Raw genomic sequence first — 18,986 nt, forward strand, 5'->3', positions numbered from 1 at the left:
CTCATGAGACAGCGGTCGTCACGCAGGAGGACGCCTATGTGCGCACGATGGACCAGGGGCCGTCGGCGCTGACCGTCAGGTACTTCGTGCCCGGGGGCAGGGCGACGCGGCCCTTGTAGGCGCCGACGTCGTTCACCAGCAGGGAGTCGGCTCGGCCCGACGCGCTGAGTGCCCAGATCGCGAAATGGCCCTCGCCCGAGTGCCGGATGGTGAGGGTTCGCAGGCCGCGGGTGGGAGTGGCCAGGCGGAGGACGTCGTCCCCTGCGCCCTTGGCGGTGATCGGCCAGGAGCGGGCCGAGCCGATCGGCAGGATCTGGAGTGTCCACGCCCCGTCCGCGTTGATGGTGAAGGCGGCTGTCGAGGTCGATGCGTAGAAGAGGGTGTTGAACGCCCTGGTGCCCTTGTACGCCCCGACCGTGTTGGCCAGGAGGTCGTGCTGCTTGCCCTTCGGGGTGAGGGCCCAGACGGCGAAGTGCTGCTCTCCGTTGTGGGAGATCTTGGCGATACTCGGCTTCGAGGTCGTCTTGATCGTGACCACGCTGTCGCCGACTCCGCGATAGATCCGGGGAGCCGTGGCGGTATGACCGGGAGCCGGGGCGGCGACCAAGGCGACGACGAGCGACAAACCGACGGCGACGATACTCCGCAACCCGCGCATGGTGACTCCTGGGAGAACTGTGACAGGACGTTCAGGAGACGCGCCGCCCCGCACCGAGGATGACCACATCACCCGGAACGTGATCGAACCGGATTGCCATCACGCGGCCGAAAAACCTGGACACTCACCCGTGCCTGAGTCGGCCCAGGTAAACGCGGAAAGCGTCGGCGAGCACGCGATCGCGGAGTTGCTCGGCGGTGAGACCGGCCCGGGCGGCGGCGGCCAGGGCGTGTGCGCTGAGGTCGAAGGCGACTCGACCGCCAGGCGGGCACGTCAGGAGGGCGTCGAGCGCCTTGAGCAGCATCTCGTCGTAGGCGTCGCCGGGTGCGGGAGTCCATAGCCTGTCGAGGGGGATCATGCGGCATCGTCCTGTCCCATGGCAGGGACGGTAGGCCGCAGCAGGAGCGAGCGGAAAGCACAGTGCGTCAAGATGCGCACAGCGTCGAGCACCAGGCTTCCCCGAGCACTGTGAAGCACCTCGACTACAGAGCAAGACCGGCAGCGGCGCGCTCGATGACCTCCCTGGCCTCGCGGCCGTAGACCGCGCAGTCGGCGAGCCGGGCGAACGCGGTCAGAAAGGTACCGACCTCCTGAGGCTGGTCGACGGTCACGGCGGCGGTGAGTGTTTCGACCGATACCTGGCGATCGTCGAAGATCCACCAGCCGTGTACGGGCGCGACGGGATAGACGACCTCGAACGGAATGACCCCCATGTGGATCGAGCGCAACGTCGAGGCCACCGAGAGCTTCTCCAACTGCCCGAGCAGGACGTCGGGCGGGCACAGCCGTAGACGCAGTACGGCCTCGGTCATGACGAAGTGGAAGCGGCGCCCGCTGTACAGGATCTGCTGGCGATGCATACGGGCGGCGACCGCCTCATCGAGGTCATCGTGGGCCCCGTCGTACGCCACGGCCTCGGCCAGGCGGTATCGGGCGTACTCCGGCGTCTGCAGCAGCCCGGGAACGAAGCAGGTCTCGAAGTTGCGGATGAACGCGGCTCCGGCCTCGGCCTCGGCGAAGGTGTGTTGCCGACCGGTCATACCGCCGCGAAAGAGACGCCGGAACTCCAGGTACTGGCCCTCCAGCGAGCGCAGAGCGGCAATGAGTTCGGGAGTACGCTCCGGAACGCCACACGCCGCCGCCCACGCTTCGAGATCGGCGTCCGACGGCGTCTGCTTGCCGGTCTCGATCTTGCTGATCTTCGTACGGTGCCAGCCGTGGGCCTCGGCGATGTCCTGGCCGTTCAGCCTGGCGTCTCGCCGAAGCTCACGGAGGCGGAGCCCGAGCGCCTCACGGGCCTTCTGGAACGTCGACACTCACATACTCCTGCCAGGGGACGGCGTAGTGCTGGGCCACGTCCCGGTAGTAGCAGTGCTTCACCACGATCGCCGGGTCGGTCACCAGATCGGCTCCGAGCAGGATGTCATCCTCCGCGAACCGCAGGATCAGCAGCAAGGACGAATCGACCAGCCAGAAGTCATGACCAGGCAGGTCGAGCCCGTGAGCCCGGTCGCGAGACAGGTAGCGAATGTCCTCTCCGGCCGCGATGTTGTGCACGGCCAGGCGCAGCCCGAAGCGCGTGTAGTCGGAGTGCGGCCGCGACACCACCCGCACACGCTCCATGCGCTCACCACCTGCGGTGCGCGGGGCGAACTCGGCGATCCAGTCGTCCATGTACGTGCCGTCGACCTCGCCCGTCGCCAGGAATCGGCCCAGGACAGGCCGCTCGCCGGGCTCGTCGTACCGATCCCGGACTTCGAGCCGGAACGCGGTGTGCCTGAAGGCGTGCAGTGCGGCGACGAACCCCGGGACGTCGACGAACGTCTTCACTTCGCCCCTCGCGGTACGAAGTTCAGGAGTTCGGCCGGGACCTCGACATAGAACTCGTCCTCCCGCAGGCCGGCGAGGCCGGCGAGTGCCTCCTCGTCGTGTACGTACTTTCCTTGGACGACGTAGGTGCCGCGATCGGTCGCGTAGAGGGCCGGACAGCCGTTCTTGCCGCTGGAGACGCCGAGCAGGGTGAGCTTCATGAGCGACCTTCCTGAGCGTGTGGATGTCATCGCCTTGATGCTCAGATGTGCATGTGAATGCGTCAAGGTGCTGTCCGAGTGACAGTGGAGTTCCGTGGGCAGGCAGCATTTACCATCACGATGAGGAACGAGGAGAGGGGGTGCCGATGGCCGAGGTGATGGTTATTGGGTTGGATCCGGCCAGGATCGATGGTTGGGATCCTGGGCCGGTGCAGAGGGCAATGGTGCGGGGGCAGGAGCGGTTCGACGAGCGGGGGATCGAGGTGGATTGGTGTTTGGTCACGGCCGATGCGGAGGGGGAGGCGGCTGTGGTCGAGGCGTTGCGGGGGAAGGCGTACAGGTGTGTGGTCGTCGGGGGTGGGATTCGTAAGCACGAGCCGTTGCTGGAGTTTTTCGAGACGGTCGTGAATTTGGTTCGCAGACATGCGCCCGAGGCGGCGATTGCGTTCAACAGGAGTCCTGTGGACTGTGTGGACGCGGCGTTGCGGTGGTTGCGCTAGACGCAGCCGGGAAAGCGGGTTGTCGGAGCCCGGAAGGCGAAGCCAAGAAAGCGGACTGTCGGAGCCCGGAAAGCGCGGCCCGCCCCGCCTTACCGATCGGTGTCCCTCACCCCAAGGCGTACCCGCCCTTCGGGTGCGAACGGCAGGCCGGTCATCAGGGCGCGCCAGCCGAGGGTGGCGGCTTCGCCGAGCAGGCTGACGCCGATCGACAGCGTGATCGGTCGTGCCTGCTCCGCGACTCCGGCCGATGAGGCGAGTGCGCCGATGCCCAGGTTCGTCGCCATCGACGCGGCCCAGACGAGCAGGGTCCAGATCGTGTAGCGCTGCCAGAGGTGGCCGTGCCTGGCGAACAGGCGTGGTGTGAGTCCGCGCACCGCGCCGAACGCCAGTCCGGCGACGGAGGCGCCCGCGACCCAGGCGATGTCGCGACCGCTCGGATGTACGGTCCTGACCAGGCCGAGCACGCCGATCCCGACCAGGACGACCGGCGGCAGGAACAGGTCGCGTGCGCTGAGCGCCGTCCCCATGAACCTCCTGACGACCACGCCGATCACCAGCGCGGCCACGACGACGACCAGCAACGGTCCTTCCATGAGGTCCTCCGGGGAAGTTTGGTAGCACGTACATGCTAAAAAAATGTAGCACGACCGTGCTATAAAAGAAGGGTGCCGAAGCTCGTGGATCCGAAGGAGCGGCGTCTCGCCGTGGTCGAGGCGGTGTTCCGCGTGGTGGAGCGCGACGGCCTGGAGCAGGCGTCGCTACGCCAGGTGGCGGCCGAGGCGGGGCTGGCGATCGGCTCGGTGCGGCATTACTTCACCTCGCACACCGAGCTGATGGTGTTCGCGATGCGGGCGATGAGCGAGCGCGTCTCCGAGCGTCTGACCGCCCATGCCGAACGCCTGCTGGACACCACCGAGCCCCTCCCGCCGGACGAACGCCGTGAAACGGTCGTGCGCATGCTGTCGGAGGTGCTGCCGCTCGACGACCGGCGGCGGCGCGAGAGCATCGTGTGGCTGGCCTTCATCACCGCCGCCCGTACCCAGCCCGACCTGCGCCCGCATACCGACGAGCTCTACGACGGGCTGCTCGCGCTGACCACCCGCGTGCTGGAGGGCGCGCACCGCACCGGCCGCCTGCGCCCGGGCACCGACATCCCCCTGGCCGCCCGCACGCTGTGCGCGCTGATCGACGGCATGTCCCTGCAGGCCGTACTTCATCCGGGCCGCCTCGACCCGGACACGATGACCGCCGCCCTGACCACCCACCTGGCCGGCCTGACCACCGGTGATCAGCAGAGCTTGTAGTCCGCTCGTGAGGAGTTGTACGCGCACGAGTCGACGACCCGGCCGGAGGCGTTGCGGAGGTAGCCGATGTCCTTGGTCTGGTTCCAGATGTAGGTGAAGGTGCCGCTGCCGCTGCGGCCCCAGTACTTGGTGGTCGTGGTGTCGCGGCCGACTCCGGTGCGCAGGGTGACGGTCTTCCCGGCGCGCAGGGTGTAGGCGCCGAAGACGTAGACGTGGTCGTCCCTGGTGGTGTCGTCGTGGACGCTCCAGCCCTTGAGGCTGACCGCCCGGCGGGTGGTGTTCTTGAGCTGGATGTACTCGCCGTTCACACTGCTGTTGGCGCCGTTGTCCGGCGAGCCGGGGGAGTCGTAGTAGATCTTGGTGATCTGTACGGCGGGGCCGGCGGCATGGGCGGGCTGGCCCGCAGCGCAGATCACACTGGTCACACTGGCGGCGAGGGCGGCGGAAATGGCCAGGGAACGGGTACGCATGGCATTTCTCCGAAGGCCGGGGACGGCATGAGCAAATCGCATGATATTCCCGGCGATTGCCGTACTTGGAACGTTCCCGTATCGGTTTGATATCTCCGGATATGCCGCCAAGCTGGGGTTCCTATTGGAGTTCGTCGAGTTGTTGCAGCGCGTACGAGCGGATCTCCTCGTCCTCGGCGGTCGCCGCGTGGGCCAGCAGGTTCGTGTCGCCCTCGTCGGACAGGCTGGAGGCGGCGGCCGCGGCGAACAGCCTGACCACGGCGTCGTCGCCCTCCAGCCCGGCGACGATCTCGCGCGGGTCGTAGTCCTCGCTCTCCAGGCGTACCAGCCAGTCGGTGAGCTCCTTGAGCTGCTCGTCAGCCACGGACGCGGCCCCGGCGGTCAGCTGTTCGGTCGAGGCGGTGGCGAGGAAGCCGAGCACCTTCCAGCGCACGGCGTCGTCGGGGTCGCGGCTCAGGGTCAGCACCTGGGCGATGACAGGCCCGTCGCCTGCGCCCGCGTTCGCCATGACGGCGTCGACGGCGAAGAAGCGTCCCTGGCGCAGCGGGCCGGCCAGCAGGACCGGAACCTCGCTCATCAGCGGCGCCGCCAGGTCGCCGAGCTCCGACAGCAGCCACGCGCCCGTGCGCACGACCTTGTCGTCGTCGCTGTGCAGCAGCCTGACGAGGTTCGCCACGTCGTAGCCGTCGAAGAACGCGCTCAGCAGGTCGTTGGACGCGGGACCGACGACGGCGTCGTCGGCGGAGTGCGTGAGGAGGAGCTCGATCAACTCGTCACCCGTGTGCGTCGGCATATCCGTTCCCAGTCGTGTCGGCCAAACTCTGGCGCAGTTGTTTCCCATGGTCGCCCGAACTCCGGCGTAGCTGTTTCCGAAGGTCCGTCAGCTCTCCCGGGAAGGTTCCGAAGGTCTATCAGCTTTCCCGGGAAGGTTCCGAAGGTCTATCAGCTCTCCCAGGAAGGTCCGGCGAGTCCTCTCCCGAAGAAGGTGCACCGAGTCCCGAAGAAGGTGCACCGAGCACCCGCCTAGCCTCTCCCGAAGAGCCTTCTCAAGGCCCCCTCTTCGCGTCTCACTCTCTCCGCATGGCCGGTCTCGACGCCCAGTCTCTCCTCCTCCTTCTTGCGTGTCCTGATGCTGGCCTCCAGGTCGCGCTTGAGTTTCTCCTTCTGGTCGGCCGTCATTCCCCTCGTGCTCTGCGGGATTTCGCCGTGGAACTTGCCGGTCTCGTCCATGCCGCCCGACTGGCGACCGCCGCCTCTGCCGCCTCTGGAGTTGCCGTCCGACCTGTTGTTGCGCCGGCCCATCTGGGCGATGCCGTCCCGGACCGAACGAGGGCCCTGGGGGTTGCGCAGTCCGGAAGGACGCAGCGGTACGCCTCCTCGCGGACCGGCGACGGCCAGGCGTGGGCCCATCGGGCCGCGGGGCAGCTTGAGGTTGTCCAGGATGTCGCGCATCCGCTGGGTCGACTTGGTGCGCAGCAGCGGCGCGATGACCTTGCCCGTGCCTTCGCCCGCCTCGCGCAGGGCCCTGCCGTACGCCTGGCGTCTCATGAGGATGCGGGCGGTGGCGGCGGTGGCGCCGGTCAGGCCGCCGAACATGAGCAGCCTGGTCACCTCGACCGTGGTGAACATGGCCTGGGTGCCCGCCACCACCTTCACCGCTGACACCACGCCCGCCGTGCCTTCGAGCGCGATGGGTGTGATCTTCAGCGCGGCGTTGGCCTGCGCCATGTGGCCGTTGCCCGCGCCGGTCGTGTCCCAGTACGAGGCCATCGCGGTGGCCGAGCGGCCTTGGTAGGCCTGCTGGGTGTTGCGTACCGTCGCGTCGGTCCCGGCCGAGGCCTGCGCGGTCGTGGCATGAGCCGTGCGTACGGCGTCGCGTTCCTTACGGATCTGGTCCTCGTCGATGGCGGGAAACGGGCCGAGCATCGACATCACCCCGGCGAGCGCCGGAGGCAGGGTCACCGCCATGACCGGCCGAGGTCGTCGACGGCGGCGGCGTTGAGCGCTTCGACGTCGCGGGTGCTCACGGCCGTCTGCCGCAGGCCGTCGCCCGTCGTGCCGATCACGGTGTGCAGGGCGTCGAGCGCCGCGACCGAGGTGTCACGGCATTCGGCGTAGACGTTGGTGAACATGGCGAAGAGGCCGCAGTCCCCCCACGAGGACACGCCGTCGCCGCCGGTCCGCAGGGTGCCGGGCGCGGCGCCGTAGTCCTCGCCATGGGTCCTGATCCGCGCGGCGTAGGACTCCACCTCGCCGGTCGCGATCTCAATTCCGGTCATGCCAAACGACCATATAGGACGGTATTGCGGTGTTTGCGGCACTTCCTGGACATGAGAGATAGATCGCTTAGACTCGTGCCCGCTCGTCTGTCGAAGGAGGTCGATATGCCGGTACCCAGGCCGGAGGACGACGTCGAATATCTCGCCGCGTACGTCGCCCAGGGGCAGGGCATCGTCCGCGACCTCAAGGCGGCGCAGGCTGCGATCATGCAGGTCGAGGGCAGGGCGCGCAGCGACGACGGATACGTGGAGGCCACGGCCGACGGCCAGGGCGGACTGACCTCGCTGTCCATCGACCCCAGGGCGCTGCGGCGCGGCGAGGCGGCACTCGGCCGCGAGGTCACCGCGGTGCTCCGCGCGGCCCAGGACGAGGCGGAGCGCATGGCCCGCAAGATCGCCGATGAGGCCGAGGCCGGCATCGGCGCCCTGCCGGAGCCGCTGGACGCCGCCTTCGTCCGCGAACGGGTCGAACAGGCAGCACGGGATCTACTCTGAGTTCGGAGGGCGAGTGTTCGAGCACGGGTACGACCCGGCCGACATCAGGCAGAGCGACATCGAGGAGGCCGCCCGCCAGGGTGAGCGGCTGCTCGCCTGGCTGGAGGACGCCCAGGACGAGCTCGACCAGATCGTCGGCACGGCCGGGGCCCCGTCCGGCCAGGTCACGGCCACGGTCGATGTGAACGGCCGTGTGCTCCGGATCGCCTACGGCCCGCGCGCCGTCCGCACGGCGAGCGCGGAGCTGGCCCGGGAGACGCTCATCGCGGTCCGTATGGCCTGCGACGACGCCCAGCGCCAGACCTACAACCTCATGCGCGAGACCATACCCGGCTACGACCCGGCCGAGGCGAACGACCACCTGGAGCAGCTGCTGTCCGAGTGGGAGTGAGAAGCCCGGAGGTGTGTGAGATCAATCCCGTGAGGGTCTTGCGCTCATCGCGGTGGCCGCAGTGCAATAGGGCGCCTCTTGATCTTTCGCTGGTCGTCGTGCCTCAGGGAGTCGTGCATGACACGGGATCACATCGAACACGCGTTGCGCCGGGCCGAGGCGTTGGCCGACGAGGCGGAGGGCGGGCTCGACCGCGTGGTGGCGCTCATGGCGCAGGACGTCTGGACCGGGCAGGCCGCCCAGCGTTTCGGCCAGGACCTGGCAGGCCAGCGGCAGGTGCTGCTGCGGGCGAGCCGCCAGGCGGTGCACGAACTGCGGGCGCTGCTGGCCCGTACTCCCGCCGACACGCACGGCTGAATCCGTGACCGGGCTCGAGGGCATGGTCCCCGATGGTGTCAGATCGCTGAAGGACGCGCTGAGCAGTGCCGAAGCCTCCCTGGCCGAGATCGGCGAGGAGTTGTGGGAGGTCATGCGCGAGGCCCTGCTCCCGCCGCTCGCGGCCGACGCCATCCGCCAGGTCGCCGCATGGGCGGGCGAGCAGGGGCCGCAGATCCACCGGCGGCTGCTCCTGCTGGAGCGGATGGACCTCGACGGCAAGGGCGCCGAGCAGGTCTATGTCGACTCCGCCCTGGTCGCGCCCGGGGCCGTGCTGCCCACGCACGGCAGCATCGCCGAGCAGGCGGGCCAGCGGCTGCGGGACCTGGCCGACCCGGACCTGAACTCGGGCAACCCCGTCGCCGAGCAGGCGAAGGGCCTCGCCGAAGGCGTGATCGACCTGACCAGGGCGGCCATCGAGCTGTCGCCCAACCGCCTGTTCGTCGACCGGCTCGGCTGGGAACGCACGGTCGACGACCTCGCCCAGGCCGTGCTCGCCGCCGTACGCGACCCGGCCTCGGCCGCCGGGGCCGCCATCGGCCTGGACACCTTCGCCACCAACCCCGACCGGGCCGTCGGCGGCCTGCTGCCCGGCCTGGCCGCGTCCCTCGCCACGGGCGCGCTGGGCAGGGCGGCGGCGGCCAAGGTGAAGAAACCGCGGGCACTTCCCTGAGACGTACAACCCTTTCGCCGGTCCCTGACGTTGGGACGGGCGAGGGGTGATGACATGCGAGATGAAGAGGGCTTCAGGGAGTTCGTGCTCTCGCGTCAGCAGGCGCTGATGCGGGCCGCCTACCTGCTCACGGGGGACGCCCACCTCGCCGAGGACCTGCTGCAGAGCGTGCTGGCCAGTGTGGCCGGGCATTGGCACAAGCTGTCCAGGAACGGCAATCCCGAGGCGTACACCCGTAAGGCGCTGGTCAACCAGTACATCTCCTGGTGGCGGCGGGCCAGACCCGAGGTGTCGAGCGCCGCGCCGCCCGAGCGGGGCGTCTCCTACGACGAGGCCGTGCTCGACCGGATCGTCCTGCGGCAGGCGCTGGCCAAGCTCACGCGCAAGCAGCGTGCCGTACTCGTCCTGCGCTTCTGGGAGGACCTCACCGAGGTGCAGGCCGCCGAGACGCTCGGTTGTTCGGTCGGGACGGTCAAGAGCCAGGCGCATCACGCGCTGACCAGATTACGTACGGTCGCGCCGGAGCTGGCGCATCTGCTGATCGATCACCAGGTCAAGGAGGTGGCCCGATGAACAGGCTGCACGAAACGCTGGACGCCATCGCCGACGAGGCGCCTTCGGTGAATCTGGTCGAGGGGGCCATCACCGTCCATCGGCGCAGACGGCGAGGCGCCGTGCTGCTGAGCGCGGTGGCGGCGGTCGCGGTGCTGGGGGCGGCGGCGGCCACACTGACCCTGCCGCGTACGCAGGCCGCCGAGGTGGCGACGACCAGCGGGATGAACACCAGCGGGATGGACACGGTGCCCGTCCTGCCCGACGGGAAGGTCGGGGCGATCAACCTGGCCTACATGCCGACGTGCACGGAAGGGGAGAAGGCGAAGAAGGGGCCTCCCGACTGCACAGGCGTCGACTGGCGGGTCGTCACGCGTGCGGCCGGGACCTACAGGGTTCCGGACGCGCTGGTCAGGCCGTACGGCAAGGGCATGCCGGTCGCGATCAGCAGGGACGGGCGATGGTTCGCCTACTACAGTGTCAAGGCCGGTGCGCACGTCGTCCACGACCTGGTGGAGGGGCGCAGGACGATCTCTCCCGTCAAGATCGAGGAGAAGCGCCTGGGGCCGGGCACCGAGCTCGCGCTCTCCGACGACGGACGCTACCTGGCCTTCGACCCGCGCGTCGGCAGCAAGGAGCCGGGTCAGCTGATCGACATGTCGACCGGCAGGACGACACCGATCGACTACCGGTACCGGCTGCTCGGCGTCAAGGACGGCGTCGTCGCGCTGATGAGGTACTCCAAGCAGGATCTGTGGCTGATGCCCATGGGAGGCGGAGGCAGGAAGGTCAGGCTGGACAGGCTGTACCTGCCCTCCAGCGAGCTCGCCCCCGACGGCAGGACGATCGCCGCATTCGACTACCACACGAAGGACTGGTCGAAGGGAGTGATCAGCCTGGTCGACGTCAGGTCGGGCCGCCTGGTCAGGAAGGTCGTCGTCCAAGGGCTGCCCAAGCCGACGAGCGGCGGCATCGAGAACCTGTCGTTGTGGCGGAGCGCCTCGGAGCTGCAGCTGCTCTGGACGGGCAGGTCGGGCGCCTTCGGCTACCTGGTCGACCTCACCACGGGCAAGGCCCGCGTGGTGACCAGCTACCTCCTCAACACGGCCCAGCTCGTCCTGCCGGGCACGGTGAACAACTAGGGCCGGTCACGCCCCTGACGGGGATAGGTCGTCGTGGGGACGTAGTGCTCGGTGGGTACCTGTTCGGCCGAGCGCATGCGCAGCAGCGTGTCGACGGCGACCTCGGCTATCCGCTTGGGATCCTGGGCGATCGTCGCCCGGAAGGGCGAGGTGTCGGCGTTGATGGTGGCGAGGGCCTCGGCGATTCCGTCGACCCCGATGATGACCAGGTCGTTGGGCACTATTCCGGTCGCCGCATTTTCCTGTACGGCGTCGAGAGCGCCCAGTGCCATTTCGTCGTTCGTGCAGAAGATGGCGTTCACGGTCTCGCCCGGCTGGCGGTGGCGTAGATGGTGGCCGACTATTCTGCGCGCCTGTTCGCGGGCGAACTGGCCCAGCAGGTTCGTCTCCAGTTTCACCGAGGGGACCATTTCCTTAATACGTTCGGCGAATCTGGTGCTACGGCCTGCCTGGGCGTCGCCGCCGACGATCAGGACGGAGGGGTTCTCGATGGGCCGGTCGGTCAGTTCGTTGGCCACCCATTGGGCGGCCTTCTCCCCGATTTCGTAGGCGTCGCAGCCGACGAACGCGGCGTTGTCGGGGTAGGCGTCCTCGCTGGAGAAGGGCCGCACATCGATGAAGACGACCGGGCGGTTGATCGCCTCGCAGAACGCGGTCAGCTCGCGTGCGATCCGGACGGGCTGCTCGGGCAGGATGAATCCACCGATGTAGGCCGGTCTGCGCCTGCGGATCGTGTCCAGGTGCATGACCTGGCTCCTGCCGCTGTGGTCGTGCGCGGGCAGCTTCACCACCAGGTCGACGCCGTGCTGGTCGAGCGAGCGTGACAACGAGTCGAGCACGTCGCCCTGCCACCGCGTCTGGCTGAACGCCGACATCACGACGAAGGCCTGGTCGGCGTTTCCGTACAGCAGGTGGCGGGTCAGGAAGAACGTCAGCAGGGCCGTCGTGGGAATGGCCGCGATCAGCAGCCACAGCGGGAGCGAGCCGGTCGGGACGGGCATGACGGTCATGGTGAGGCCGTTGGCGCCCACTGCCAGGATGAGGCCGCTGGTCAGTGATATCAGCAGCTCAGTGAGCAGGTCTTTTCGCCGGCTGGTCTCCGATTTCAACCGCCCGCCGACCCCGGATTTCCTTCTCGCTGATTTCAACCTGGCTCCTGGGCGGCCGGGTGACTTTGTGGTACCCGTCACTCTCGCGTACGCCTTGGAGACTGTAAAGGCTCTGCGACCGCATCGGCATTTCGATCCGATTTCACGGCCATCAGGGCGACGACAGGAGAATGTCGGTGCGAAGGGAGCTTTGTGGGCGTCTATTACGCCTACTATCGGGCAACCGCCGGGCTACGGCACGCCGGGAGGAATTCCGGGAAATATGCCGGTCGGGGGCGCCTGTCGTGATCGAGGCGCCCCCGCAGGGCGAACGGCTACCAGGACCCGATCAGGCGGGCGATCCGGCCCTGCTCGCCGGAGGCCCAGCAGCCCGCGTACGCGGTGCAGGTGATGGTGTCGTACGAGCCGGTGTCGAAGGTTTGCCAGGTCTTGCCGCCGTTGTGGGTGATGTCGCTGCCCGAGGGGCCGACGGCGATGGCGGTGGCGGGGAGTTTGGCCAGCCAGCTCACGCCCGAGCGGTAGGCGGGAGGCGGCGTGCTGGCGGGTGTCCAGGTGCGACCGCCGTCGCGTGTGGTGGCCCCGGCTGAGGGGGACTGCTGGTCGGGCCGGTAGTCGCCGCCCACGGCCACACCGTGGCGCGGGTCGCGGAAGGCCAGGGCGAAGACGCCCTTGGCGGGGTCGGCCGCGGGAAGCGGGGTGTCGGCGACCGTCCAGTTCAGGCCGCGGTCGCGGGAGTGGAACACCCGTGAGCGCTCGGCGCCGCCCGTGGCCAGCCAGACGTCACGCTCGCCCGAGGTGACCAGGCACTGCCCGCTCGCGGCGAACCCGGCCTCGCCCGGCAGTGCGGCGGGCATGCCCGCCGAGGGGAGCACCTGCCACGAGCGCCCGCCGTCGCGCGTCGACAGGATGCGGAACTTCCCGTCCACAGGATCGCTCATCGCCAGCCCGTGCTCGTCGTCGAAGAAGGCCAGACAGTCGTAGAACGCCTGAGGCTCGCCGTTCCTGAAGGTTTCGGTCCACGTACGGCCGGCATCGGCCGTCCGATAGACACGCGAGTCCGTGCCTTCGCCGATCGACAGGACGACCGCACGCCTGGCGTCGAACGCCTCGATGTCGCGGAACTGCAGCGCGGCCGTGTCCGGCGGTCCGACGCGTTGCCAGGCCTTGCCGCCGTCGGTCGTGCGGAGCACGGTGCCCTCGCTGCCCGATGCCCAGACGACGCGCTGGTCGACGGGCGAAAGGCCGCGCAACCTGGCCGTCACCCCGGTGGGCTGGAGCTGCCAGGCCAGGGGTTGGGCCCGTTCGCCGATGCTCGTCGCAGGGGCGGCCGAGGTGGCCGCGGCGGGGGTGGTGAGGGGGACGCCTGCCAGGAGGGTGGTGGCGGCGAGTGTCGTCAGGAGGGGTCTGAGCCTCATGCGGGGCAACGTAACCCAGACGATCAAGGCCGTCCAGACCTACCCTAGAGCGGGTTATGGACATTCCGAAAATGCCGTTTGCCGAATATACCTCTGTAGTGGGGGTCAGATGATACCTCTTTGTCATCTGACTTTTCCGTGACATGTAAGGGCCAGGTCATTAGTATCGGCATTTGTGTCTCATGATCCTATTGTCAAGATCTTAGACGATTGTCGTGCCAGCCTCTTTGACTACTGCCTTTCCATTGCCGGGGCCTATGACGTGGCCCTCGACGGCTGGGAGGCCCTGGAGGCAGCCGCGCGACGGCAGGCGGAGCAGGCATCGGCCGACACGGTCACCCGGGCCTGGCTGTTCCGGTTGGCCCGTGAGATATGCCATGAGAAGTCCCGAGTCGAGGCCGCCGCCGTGCCGATCTCCGACGAGGAGGTCTCCGAGGCGCTGGAGAAGCGCAGGGACCTGATCATCGGCGGTCTGCTCTCGATGGACCCCGCGCTGCGGGAGATCCTCGACCTCGCCATCAGGCACGAGCTGACCGAAGCGGAGATCGCGCACGTGCTCGGCCTGGAGCCGGGCGCCGTCGAGGCGTCGGTGGCCGAGGCGAAGACGCAGCTCATGTCCTGGGTCGCCGCCATCCTCGCCGCCAAGGCCGCGCCGGGCGCCGACGGGTGCGGCGAGGTACGCGGGCTGGTCGCCGCCTGGGAGGCCGATCCCGACCAGAGCCTGGCCCTGGCCGACCACGTGCGCGCGTGCACCGCCTGCGAGGCGCACCGCACGCGGCTGCGCGTCGACGTCGTCACCATGCTCTCGGTGCTGCCGCTGGTCGAGCCGCTGGAGGAGGACCTGGCCCGCATCGCCGAGGCCGGAGCCGCCACGCCCGAGCCCGCCCCCGAGCCGGCGCCGGTCGCCAAGCCCGGCCAGGCCGCACTCGCCCAGGCCCTGCTGCCCAGGTCGCCGCTCCCGAAGCCGGCGACGCCGGAGGCCAAGCCCCTCGCCGCGTCCGCGCGCCAGGAACCGGGCGCCGACAAGTCCGACACGGCCGACCAGCAGGTGGCCTCCTCCGGCAAGCGCGAGGAGCCGGAGACCCCGCCGCTCCTGGCCCCGCTCGCCCCCCTCGGCCCGCTGGCCCCCTTCGGCCGCCCGAAGAGCGAGACACCGAGCGACACCCCGGCCGCGACCTCGGTCCCGAACTATCTGCTGGCCGTCCCCGCCACCACTCCGGAGCCGGACCCGGGCGACGTCGAGCCCCTCCTGCCCCGCCCCCGCCGCGACTCGCCGTACGCGAGCATGCGTGACGACGCCCCCGCGGCCCGCGGCCTGGTGCTGGCCGCGCCCGTGCCGGGCGCCGAGCCGGACGAGCCCGAGGAGCTGAAGGCGTGGGACACGCGGAGCAACCGGTGGGAGGAGTTCTGGCGTGACCGGCCGGACGAGGCCGACCCCGAGGCGAAGATGTCGTTGCGCCCGATCCTCCGGGTGGGCGCGCTGACCGCGGTCGGCATGGTGCTCGCCGGTCTGGTCTGGATGGGCATCCACGCGAGCGGCGCCCAACCCAAGATCATGGAAGCCTCTCCCCGGGACGTGCCCGTGCTGGGCGACCCGGGCAACTCCGACGAGTCGCTGCAGTTGCCGCCGGAGATCACGCCGGGCCCCGGCCTGCCGACCGGTCAGGTGCCGGTGGGCTCGCCCACGCCAGGTCCGGTGAGCACCCGCGTCGGCGCCACGCCGACCGGCCGCCCGACCACGAAGCCGACGACCAAGCCGGCCACGGTCACCTCGTCGCCGAAGGCGAAGAAGACCAAGAAGGCGGACGACGGCGGTCCCAACGACCCGCCGGGCCAGCCCCAGTCGCAGCCGCAGGCCCAGCCGCAGTCCTCGCCCACCACGGCGACCGCGCAGAACCAGCCGCAGCAGCAGGTCAAGGCGGCGCCTCCGCCCCCGCCTCCGCCGCTGCCCAAGCCTCCCGCGCCCAGAGGACAGGTGTCGCCGACGTCGATCAACCTGGGCTCGGGCCGTTCGGGGTCGTTCTCGGTGAGCATCTCGCCCGGTACGGGCACCTCGTCCGCGTCGGGGTCGGGTGCGATCTCGGTGTCGGGCGGCTCGTTCACGGTCGACGCGCCTCGCTCGCGCCCCGGCTGCGGCACCACGCCGATCACCGAGTCCGGCTCGTTCAACGTCTCCTGGTCGGGGTCGAACACCGGCAACGGCACCACCACCGAGGGCACGACGACAGCGAGTGGTTCGGCCAGCGTCCGGGTGACCTGGACCGTCGCCATCGACCAGGGCTACAAGGTCGGTGACGGAAATGGCGGAGAAAAGTGGTCGAACTGTCCATAAATCATGAAATGTCCATTACTGCGGGTCTGACTCCCCAGGCTGGATAGTCGCCGGATGAACCGACGCGAAGGAATTCACGCGATGAGACAATTCTTCGACGGAATCACGCGAAGGGAAAAGCTGTTCGCGCTGGCCGGGATCGTGGTCATGCTGCTGATCCTCCCCGTGTTCAATGCCTTCGCCGATCCGGACATGGAAGTGCCGCTGGACGTCCAGCAGGGCCAGTCGTGCAACGACCTGCTGCCCGCGGGCACGCCCAGCTTCGTCACCTGCCGCTGGCTCACCCCGCCGCAGGACGCCCTTGAGGTCGCCACCTTCTGGGGCGAGAACGACGGCGCCCGCATGGAGCAGGCCACGCCGTACGGCGAGGTCATCCGGTGCAACAAGCCGACCGACCTGGCCAAGACGCAGGGCGTGTGCAACGGCGGCGAGACGATCTGCAAGATGCAGGCCGACTGGAGCTGGATCTGCACCGACCAGGTGACGGGCAAGGTCACGGTCAAGAGCAAGTACGAGGTCGCCAAGCCGTGCCCGGAGAACCCGACCGGCGAGTGCGGCCCCGTGACCGACGAGAACACCGGCCAGGCCCCCGCCGAGGACCCGGGCACCGGCGACGACCCGGCGACGGGAGCCAAGGCCAAGGCCGCCAAGACCCCGGCCGCCGTACCCACCGATCCCACGCTCGTCGAGCCCATGGATCCCTCGCAGCCGGTCGCCAAGCGCCCGACCGCCGCGGCCAAGCAGCCCACGACCCCCGACGCGAGCGCCGCTCCCTCCGCGAGCCCCAGCGCGACGGCCTCGTCGAGCCCGAGCCCGACCGCGTCGGCCAGCCCAAGCCCCAGTGCCAGCCCGAGTGCGAGCCCGTCCGCCAGCCCCACCGCGAGCGAGCCCGCCCCCGAGCCCGGCTCGGTCACCGACGCCATCGCCGCGGCCAGGCAGGCCAAGCTGCGCACGTGGCTGGAGGCCGACCTGGTCGGCGCCTGGAGCGCGGGCACGGCCCAGTTCAAGCAGGCCGTCGACAACCTGGCCAGGTACGGCAAGCAGCGCGGCGTGAGCGGGGTGAAGTTCGCCGACTCGCTCGGCTTCAGGGGCTTCAAGTCCGCGGCCGACGTGCAGCGCTTCATCGCCGACTCCACCTCGGCCCTGCGCACCGCGCTTCCCGGCAGGAAGCTGGCGATCGGTGTGGTCGTCCCCGAGCTGGGCTGCGGTTCGTCCGCCGCCTGTGTGAAGGACATGCGCACGCGCTACCCGCTGGTGACCAAGGCGCATGTCAACAGCTACCTGCTGGCCAACACGGTGGACAGTGTGTACGTGGCCTCCGGCCTGTTCGGCAAGGACTACGCGCGACACAAGATCACGGTGAACGGCAAGTCGCAGCAGATCTCGCCCGCCATCGCGGCCAAGGCGCAGTGGCTGAGCATCAAGTCGCTCGGCTGGGACACCTTCGTCCACGTCGGCTCGCGGGAGTTCGGCCTCGCGCACCAGGGTGACAAGTCCGCCTGGAACGCCACCAGGGCCAAGTCCGAGGTCCGCTCCAGGGTCGGGGCCGCGCTCGGTCTCGGCGCCCAGACGGTGACGCTGTGGCCGCACAGGCAGAGTGACGCCTCCGGCACCTGGCGGCTGCTCGACGCCGGGCTGAACACCAACGCCACCTGGCAGGAGCTGTCCACCCAGGGGCTGAAGAACCGCCTGGCGATCGTGTTCAACCCGCACACGCCCGAGCAGAGCGTCACGCAGGACATCGCGGAACTGGCCACGGTCGTGGGCGAGATCTTCATCTCGACCAGCTGACCGTCGCACGGCCTGAACGCGAGAGGGAGGGGAGCGCGGCTCTCCTCCCTCTCGCGTTCCCCGCGTTCAGCGCCTGCGTAGCCCGGTCACGGTGATGAACGCGCCGAGCAGGGCGGCGACCAGCGGCACCACGAGCGCCGCCCGGAATCCGCCGAGCCCGCCGCCCGCCGTCGCGTAGACCGCCGTCACCACCGAGAGCCCGAGCGCCGAGCCGAACTGGAACGCCGTGTAGAGCAGCCCGCCCGCGAGCCCCTGCTCCTCCTCGGCGACCCCCTCGGTCGAGGCGATCGTCAGCGGCCCGTACGCCAGGGCGAACGCCAGGCCGAGCAGGATCATCGTCGGGAACATCGCCGCATAGCTCCAGTCCATGCCCACCGGCAGGAACAAGGCGTACGACAGCGCCGCCAGCAGCATGCCGCCGAGCACGACCTTGGCGGTGCCGTACCTGGCGACCAGGCGGGGGGTCAGGGTGGGGGCCAGGATGGCGTCGATGCCGACCGCGAGGAGGGCCAGGCTGGTCTGCATGGGGCTCCAGCCGCGCAACTCCTGGAGGTAGAGCGTCACCACGAACTGGAAGCCGAAGAACGAGCCGCCGAACATCATCGCGCCGAGATTGGCCCGGACCAGGCCGCTCGCACGCAGGATGCCGAGCCGTACCAGGGGGACGGCCGAGCGGCGTTCGACGGTGACGAAGACGGCGAGCAGCGCCAGACCGGCCACGGCGGCGGCGAGCGTCAGGCCCCAGCCCCGCGCCGGGTGTTCGAGGCGTACGACGGCATAGATGAGCAGCAGCATCGCACCGGTCACACTGGCCGCGCCGAACAGGTCGAAGCTCTGGCCGCCGCGTTCGGGCCTGCCGTCCCTCGGGATGAGGGCGAAGGCCGCCAGCAGCAGGGCGGTGGCCAGCAGGACGGGGGCGAAGAACACCCAGCGCCAGCCGATCGCGGTCAGCAGGCCGCCGAGTACCAGGCCGAGCGAGAATCCGGCGGCGCCGGTCCCGGCATAGACGAGCAGTGCCTTCTCCCTGAGACGGCCTTCGGGGATGCCGGTCGTGATGATCGACAGTCCGGCCGGTGTCATGAAGGCCGCCGCCGTACCGGTGACAAACCTGGCGACGATCAGCATCCAGCCCTCGGTGGCCAGTCCGCCGAGTCCGGAGAACACCACGAACACCGCCAGCCAGAACAGGAACATCCTGCGCCGTCCCAGCAGGTCGGCCACCCTGCCGCCGAGCAGGGTGAACCCGGCGTATGCCAGCACGTAGGCGCTCATCACCCAGCTGAGCTCGCCGGTGGACATACCGAGTTCGGCCCTGATGGAGGGAAGCGCGACGTTCAGCATCGCGACGTCGATGCCTTCGAGGAAGATGGTGCCGCACAACACGAGCAGGACGCCCCACGAGCGGGCGTCCATCCGGTCGGTTCCCAGGCCGGTGGGAGGCGAGGCGGTCGTTGTCATGGTTCTCCCCGT

Annotated in this window: 23 protein-coding genes; 10 read left to right on the forward strand and 13 right to left on the reverse strand. The window is 69.3% G+C overall.

The window, feature by feature from the left end; genetic code table 11:
* Positions 1-34: 34 nt before the first annotated feature.
* The 5 genes from ACTWNK_RS02330 to ACTWNK_RS02350 form a co-directional block, all read right to left on the reverse strand.
* Positions 35-658 carry a hypothetical protein gene (locus ACTWNK_RS02330; protein ID WP_474301824.1) on the reverse strand — a complete coding sequence of 208 codons (624 nt, stop codon included), beginning with the start codon at positions 656-658 and terminating at the stop codon, positions 35-37.
* 124 nt (positions 659-782) lie between these two features.
* The gene (locus tag ACTWNK_RS02335; RefSeq protein WP_474301825.1) at positions 783-1,016 is read right to left on the reverse strand and encodes a hypothetical protein; all 234 of its coding nucleotides are present in this window, start codon (positions 1,014-1,016) and stop codon (positions 783-785) included.
* Positions 1,017-1,140: 124 nt separating this feature from the next.
* On the reverse strand, positions 1,141-1,974 hold the full coding sequence (locus tag ACTWNK_RS02340; protein WP_474301826.1) for a helix-turn-helix domain-containing protein: 834 nt from the start codon (positions 1,972-1,974) through the stop codon (positions 1,141-1,143).
* On the reverse strand, positions 1,949-2,488 hold the full coding sequence (locus ACTWNK_RS02345; RefSeq protein ID WP_474301827.1) for a DUF6879 family protein: 540 nt from the start codon (positions 2,486-2,488) through the stop codon (positions 1,949-1,951). Before ACTWNK_RS02345 ends, ACTWNK_RS02340 begins: the two co-directional genes overlap by 26 nt.
* Positions 2,485-2,688, reverse strand: a complete 204-nt coding sequence (locus ACTWNK_RS02350; RefSeq protein WP_474301828.1) for a hypothetical protein — start codon at positions 2,686-2,688, stop codon at positions 2,485-2,487. The genes ACTWNK_RS02345 and ACTWNK_RS02350 overlap by 4 nt, the downstream gene beginning before the upstream one ends.
* 146 nt (positions 2,689-2,834) lie before the next feature.
* Between ACTWNK_RS02350 and ACTWNK_RS02355 the strand changes: the two genes are divergently transcribed.
* Positions 2,835-3,188 carry a hypothetical protein gene (locus tag ACTWNK_RS02355; RefSeq protein WP_474301829.1) on the forward strand — a complete coding sequence of 118 codons (354 nt, stop codon included), beginning with the start codon at positions 2,835-2,837 and terminating at the stop codon, positions 3,186-3,188.
* Positions 3,189-3,277: 89 nt separating this feature from the next.
* Here ACTWNK_RS02355 and ACTWNK_RS02360 read toward each other — a convergent pair whose 3' ends face one another.
* Positions 3,278-3,781: a hypothetical protein gene (locus tag ACTWNK_RS02360; protein WP_474301830.1), complete on the reverse strand. Its 504-nt coding sequence runs from the start codon at positions 3,779-3,781 to the stop codon at positions 3,278-3,280.
* Positions 3,782-3,853: 72 nt separating this feature from the next.
* On the opposite strand from ACTWNK_RS02360, the gene ACTWNK_RS02365 reads away from it, so the two are divergent.
* Entirely contained in the window at positions 3,854-4,492 is a 639-nt protein-coding gene (locus tag ACTWNK_RS02365; protein WP_474301831.1) for a TetR/AcrR family transcriptional regulator, read from the forward strand.
* Here ACTWNK_RS02365 and ACTWNK_RS02370 read toward each other — a convergent pair.
* From ACTWNK_RS02370 to ACTWNK_RS02385, 4 genes are all read right to left on the reverse strand, one after another.
* On the reverse strand, positions 4,477-4,962 hold the full coding sequence (locus ACTWNK_RS02370) for a lamin tail domain-containing protein (RefSeq protein WP_474301832.1): 486 nt from the start codon (positions 4,960-4,962) through the stop codon (positions 4,477-4,479). The genes ACTWNK_RS02365 and ACTWNK_RS02370 overlap by 16 nt on opposite strands.
* A 121-nt stretch (positions 4,963-5,083) precedes the next feature.
* Positions 5,084-5,755, reverse strand: a complete 672-nt coding sequence (locus ACTWNK_RS02375) for a hypothetical protein (protein WP_474301833.1) — start codon at positions 5,753-5,755, stop codon at positions 5,084-5,086.
* Between the two features lie 230 nt (positions 5,756-5,985).
* A complete protein-coding gene (locus tag ACTWNK_RS02380; RefSeq protein ID WP_474301834.1) occupies positions 5,986-6,930 on the reverse strand; it encodes a hypothetical protein in 945 nt (314 codons plus the stop codon).
* A complete protein-coding gene (locus ACTWNK_RS02385; RefSeq protein WP_474301835.1) occupies positions 6,921-7,241 on the reverse strand; it encodes a hypothetical protein in 321 nt (106 codons plus the stop codon). Before ACTWNK_RS02385 ends, ACTWNK_RS02380 begins: the two co-directional genes overlap by 10 nt.
* Positions 7,242-7,346: 105 nt before the next feature.
* Here ACTWNK_RS02385 and ACTWNK_RS02390 point away from each other — a divergent pair, with 105 nt between their 5' ends.
* The 6 genes from ACTWNK_RS02390 to ACTWNK_RS02415 all read left to right on the forward strand — a co-directional run bounded on the left by ACTWNK_RS02390 (position 7,347) and on the right by ACTWNK_RS02415 (position 10,869).
* Positions 7,347-7,736: a YbaB/EbfC family nucleoid-associated protein gene (locus tag ACTWNK_RS02390; RefSeq protein ID WP_474301836.1), complete on the forward strand. Its 390-nt coding sequence runs from the start codon at positions 7,347-7,349 to the stop codon at positions 7,734-7,736.
* A 13-nt stretch (positions 7,737-7,749) separates the two neighbouring features.
* The gene (locus tag ACTWNK_RS02395; RefSeq protein ID WP_474301837.1) at positions 7,750-8,127 is read left to right on the forward strand and encodes a YbaB/EbfC family nucleoid-associated protein; all 378 of its coding nucleotides are present in this window, start codon (positions 7,750-7,752) and stop codon (positions 8,125-8,127) included.
* A gap of 117 nt (positions 8,128-8,244) precedes the next feature.
* Complete coding sequence (locus tag ACTWNK_RS02400) at positions 8,245-8,484, forward strand: hypothetical protein (protein WP_474301838.1); 240 nt, start codon at positions 8,245-8,247, stop codon at positions 8,482-8,484.
* A 4-nt stretch (positions 8,485-8,488) separates the two neighbouring features.
* Positions 8,489-9,175: a hypothetical protein gene (locus tag ACTWNK_RS02405; protein ID WP_474301839.1), complete on the forward strand. Its 687-nt coding sequence runs from the start codon at positions 8,489-8,491 to the stop codon at positions 9,173-9,175.
* 54 nt (positions 9,176-9,229) lie between these two features.
* Positions 9,230-9,748, forward strand: coding sequence for a SigE family RNA polymerase sigma factor (locus tag ACTWNK_RS02410; RefSeq protein ID WP_474301840.1), 519 nt, complete (start codon positions 9,230-9,232; stop codon positions 9,746-9,748).
* Positions 9,745-10,869: a TolB-like translocation protein gene (locus tag ACTWNK_RS02415; protein ID WP_474301841.1), complete on the forward strand. Its 1,125-nt coding sequence runs from the start codon at positions 9,745-9,747 to the stop codon at positions 10,867-10,869. Before ACTWNK_RS02410 ends, ACTWNK_RS02415 begins: the two co-directional genes overlap by 4 nt.
* Here the strand turns inward: ACTWNK_RS02415 and ACTWNK_RS02420 are convergent.
* Together ACTWNK_RS02420 and ACTWNK_RS02425 are read right to left on the reverse strand one after the other, a co-directional pair.
* A complete protein-coding gene (locus ACTWNK_RS02420; protein ID WP_474301842.1) occupies positions 10,866-11,870 on the reverse strand; it encodes a sugar ABC transporter substrate-binding protein in 1,005 nt (334 codons plus the stop codon). The two genes, ACTWNK_RS02415 and ACTWNK_RS02420, sit on opposite strands and share 4 nt — an antisense overlap.
* A gap of 422 nt (positions 11,871-12,292) precedes the next feature.
* A complete protein-coding gene (locus ACTWNK_RS02425; protein ID WP_474301843.1) occupies positions 12,293-13,393 on the reverse strand; it encodes a WD40/YVTN/BNR-like repeat-containing protein in 1,101 nt (366 codons plus the stop codon).
* A gap of 262 nt (positions 13,394-13,655) precedes the next feature.
* Between ACTWNK_RS02425 and ACTWNK_RS02430 the strand changes: the two genes are divergently transcribed.
* Positions 13,656-15,725 carry an RNA polymerase sigma factor gene (locus ACTWNK_RS02430; protein WP_474301844.1) on the forward strand — a complete coding sequence of 690 codons (2,070 nt, stop codon included), beginning with the start codon at positions 13,656-13,658 and terminating at the stop codon, positions 15,723-15,725.
* An 81-nt stretch (positions 15,726-15,806) separates the two neighbouring features.
* A complete protein-coding gene (locus ACTWNK_RS02435) occupies positions 15,807-17,516 on the forward strand; it encodes a hypothetical protein (protein ID WP_474301845.1) in 1,710 nt (569 codons plus the stop codon).
* A 66-nt stretch (positions 17,517-17,582) separates the two neighbouring features.
* Here the strand turns inward: ACTWNK_RS02435 and ACTWNK_RS02440 are convergent, their stop codons facing one another.
* Complete coding sequence (locus ACTWNK_RS02440) at positions 17,583-18,974, reverse strand: MFS transporter (protein WP_474301846.1); 1,392 nt, start codon at positions 18,972-18,974, stop codon at positions 17,583-17,585.
* Positions 18,975-18,986: the final 12 nt, after the last annotated feature.

The organism is Nonomuraea sp. IBHARD001 (genome assembly GCF_056106265.1).

Bases quoted from the DNA above. Each gene is read 5' to 3' on its own strand.
- ACTWNK_RS02420 (WP_474301842.1), bottom strand. From the start codon at position 11,870: ATGCCCGTCCCGACCGGCTCGCTCCCGCTGTGGCTGCTGATCGCGGCC.
- ACTWNK_RS02380 (WP_474301834.1), bottom strand. From the start codon at position 6,930: ATGGCGGTGACCCTGCCTCCGGCGCTCGCCGGGGTGATGTCGATGCTC.
- ACTWNK_RS02375 (WP_474301833.1), bottom strand. From the start codon at position 5,755: ATGCCGACGCACACGGGTGACGAGTTGATCGAGCTCCTCCTCACGCAC.
- ACTWNK_RS02355 (WP_474301829.1), top strand. From the start codon at position 2,835: ATGGCCGAGGTGATGGTTATTGGGTTGGATCCGGCCAGGATCGATGGT.
- ACTWNK_RS02400 (WP_474301838.1), top strand. From the start codon at position 8,245: ATGACACGGGATCACATCGAACACGCGTTGCGCCGGGCCGAGGCGTTG.
- ACTWNK_RS02360 (WP_474301830.1), bottom strand. From the start codon at position 3,781: ATGGAAGGACCGTTGCTGGTCGTCGTCGTGGCCGCGCTGGTGATCGGC.
- ACTWNK_RS02335 (WP_474301825.1), bottom strand. From the start codon at position 1,016: ATGATCCCCCTCGACAGGCTATGGACTCCCGCACCCGGCGACGCCTAC.
- ACTWNK_RS02440 (WP_474301846.1), bottom strand. From the start codon at position 18,974: ATGACAACGACCGCCTCGCCTCCCACCGGCCTGGGAACCGACCGGATG.
- ACTWNK_RS02435 (WP_474301845.1), top strand. From the start codon at position 15,807: ATGAGACAATTCTTCGACGGAATCACGCGAAGGGAAAAGCTGTTCGCG.
- ACTWNK_RS02370 (WP_474301832.1), bottom strand. From the start codon at position 4,962: ATGCGTACCCGTTCCCTGGCCATTTCCGCCGCCCTCGCCGCCAGTGTG.
- ACTWNK_RS02390 (WP_474301836.1), top strand. From the start codon at position 7,347: ATGCCGGTACCCAGGCCGGAGGACGACGTCGAATATCTCGCCGCGTAC.
- ACTWNK_RS02350 (WP_474301828.1), bottom strand. From the start codon at position 2,688: ATGAAGCTCACCCTGCTCGGCGTCTCCAGCGGCAAGAACGGCTGTCCG.
- ACTWNK_RS02415 (WP_474301841.1), top strand. From the start codon at position 9,745: ATGAACAGGCTGCACGAAACGCTGGACGCCATCGCCGACGAGGCGCCT.
- ACTWNK_RS02385 (WP_474301835.1), bottom strand. From the start codon at position 7,241: ATGACCGGAATTGAGATCGCGACCGGCGAGGTGGAGTCCTACGCCGCG.
- ACTWNK_RS02330 (WP_474301824.1), bottom strand. From the start codon at position 658: ATGCGCGGGTTGCGGAGTATCGTCGCCGTCGGTTTGTCGCTCGTCGTC.
- ACTWNK_RS02425 (WP_474301843.1), bottom strand. From the start codon at position 13,393: ATGAGGCTCAGACCCCTCCTGACGACACTCGCCGCCACCACCCTCCTG.
- ACTWNK_RS02410 (WP_474301840.1), top strand. From the start codon at position 9,230: ATGCGAGATGAAGAGGGCTTCAGGGAGTTCGTGCTCTCGCGTCAGCAG.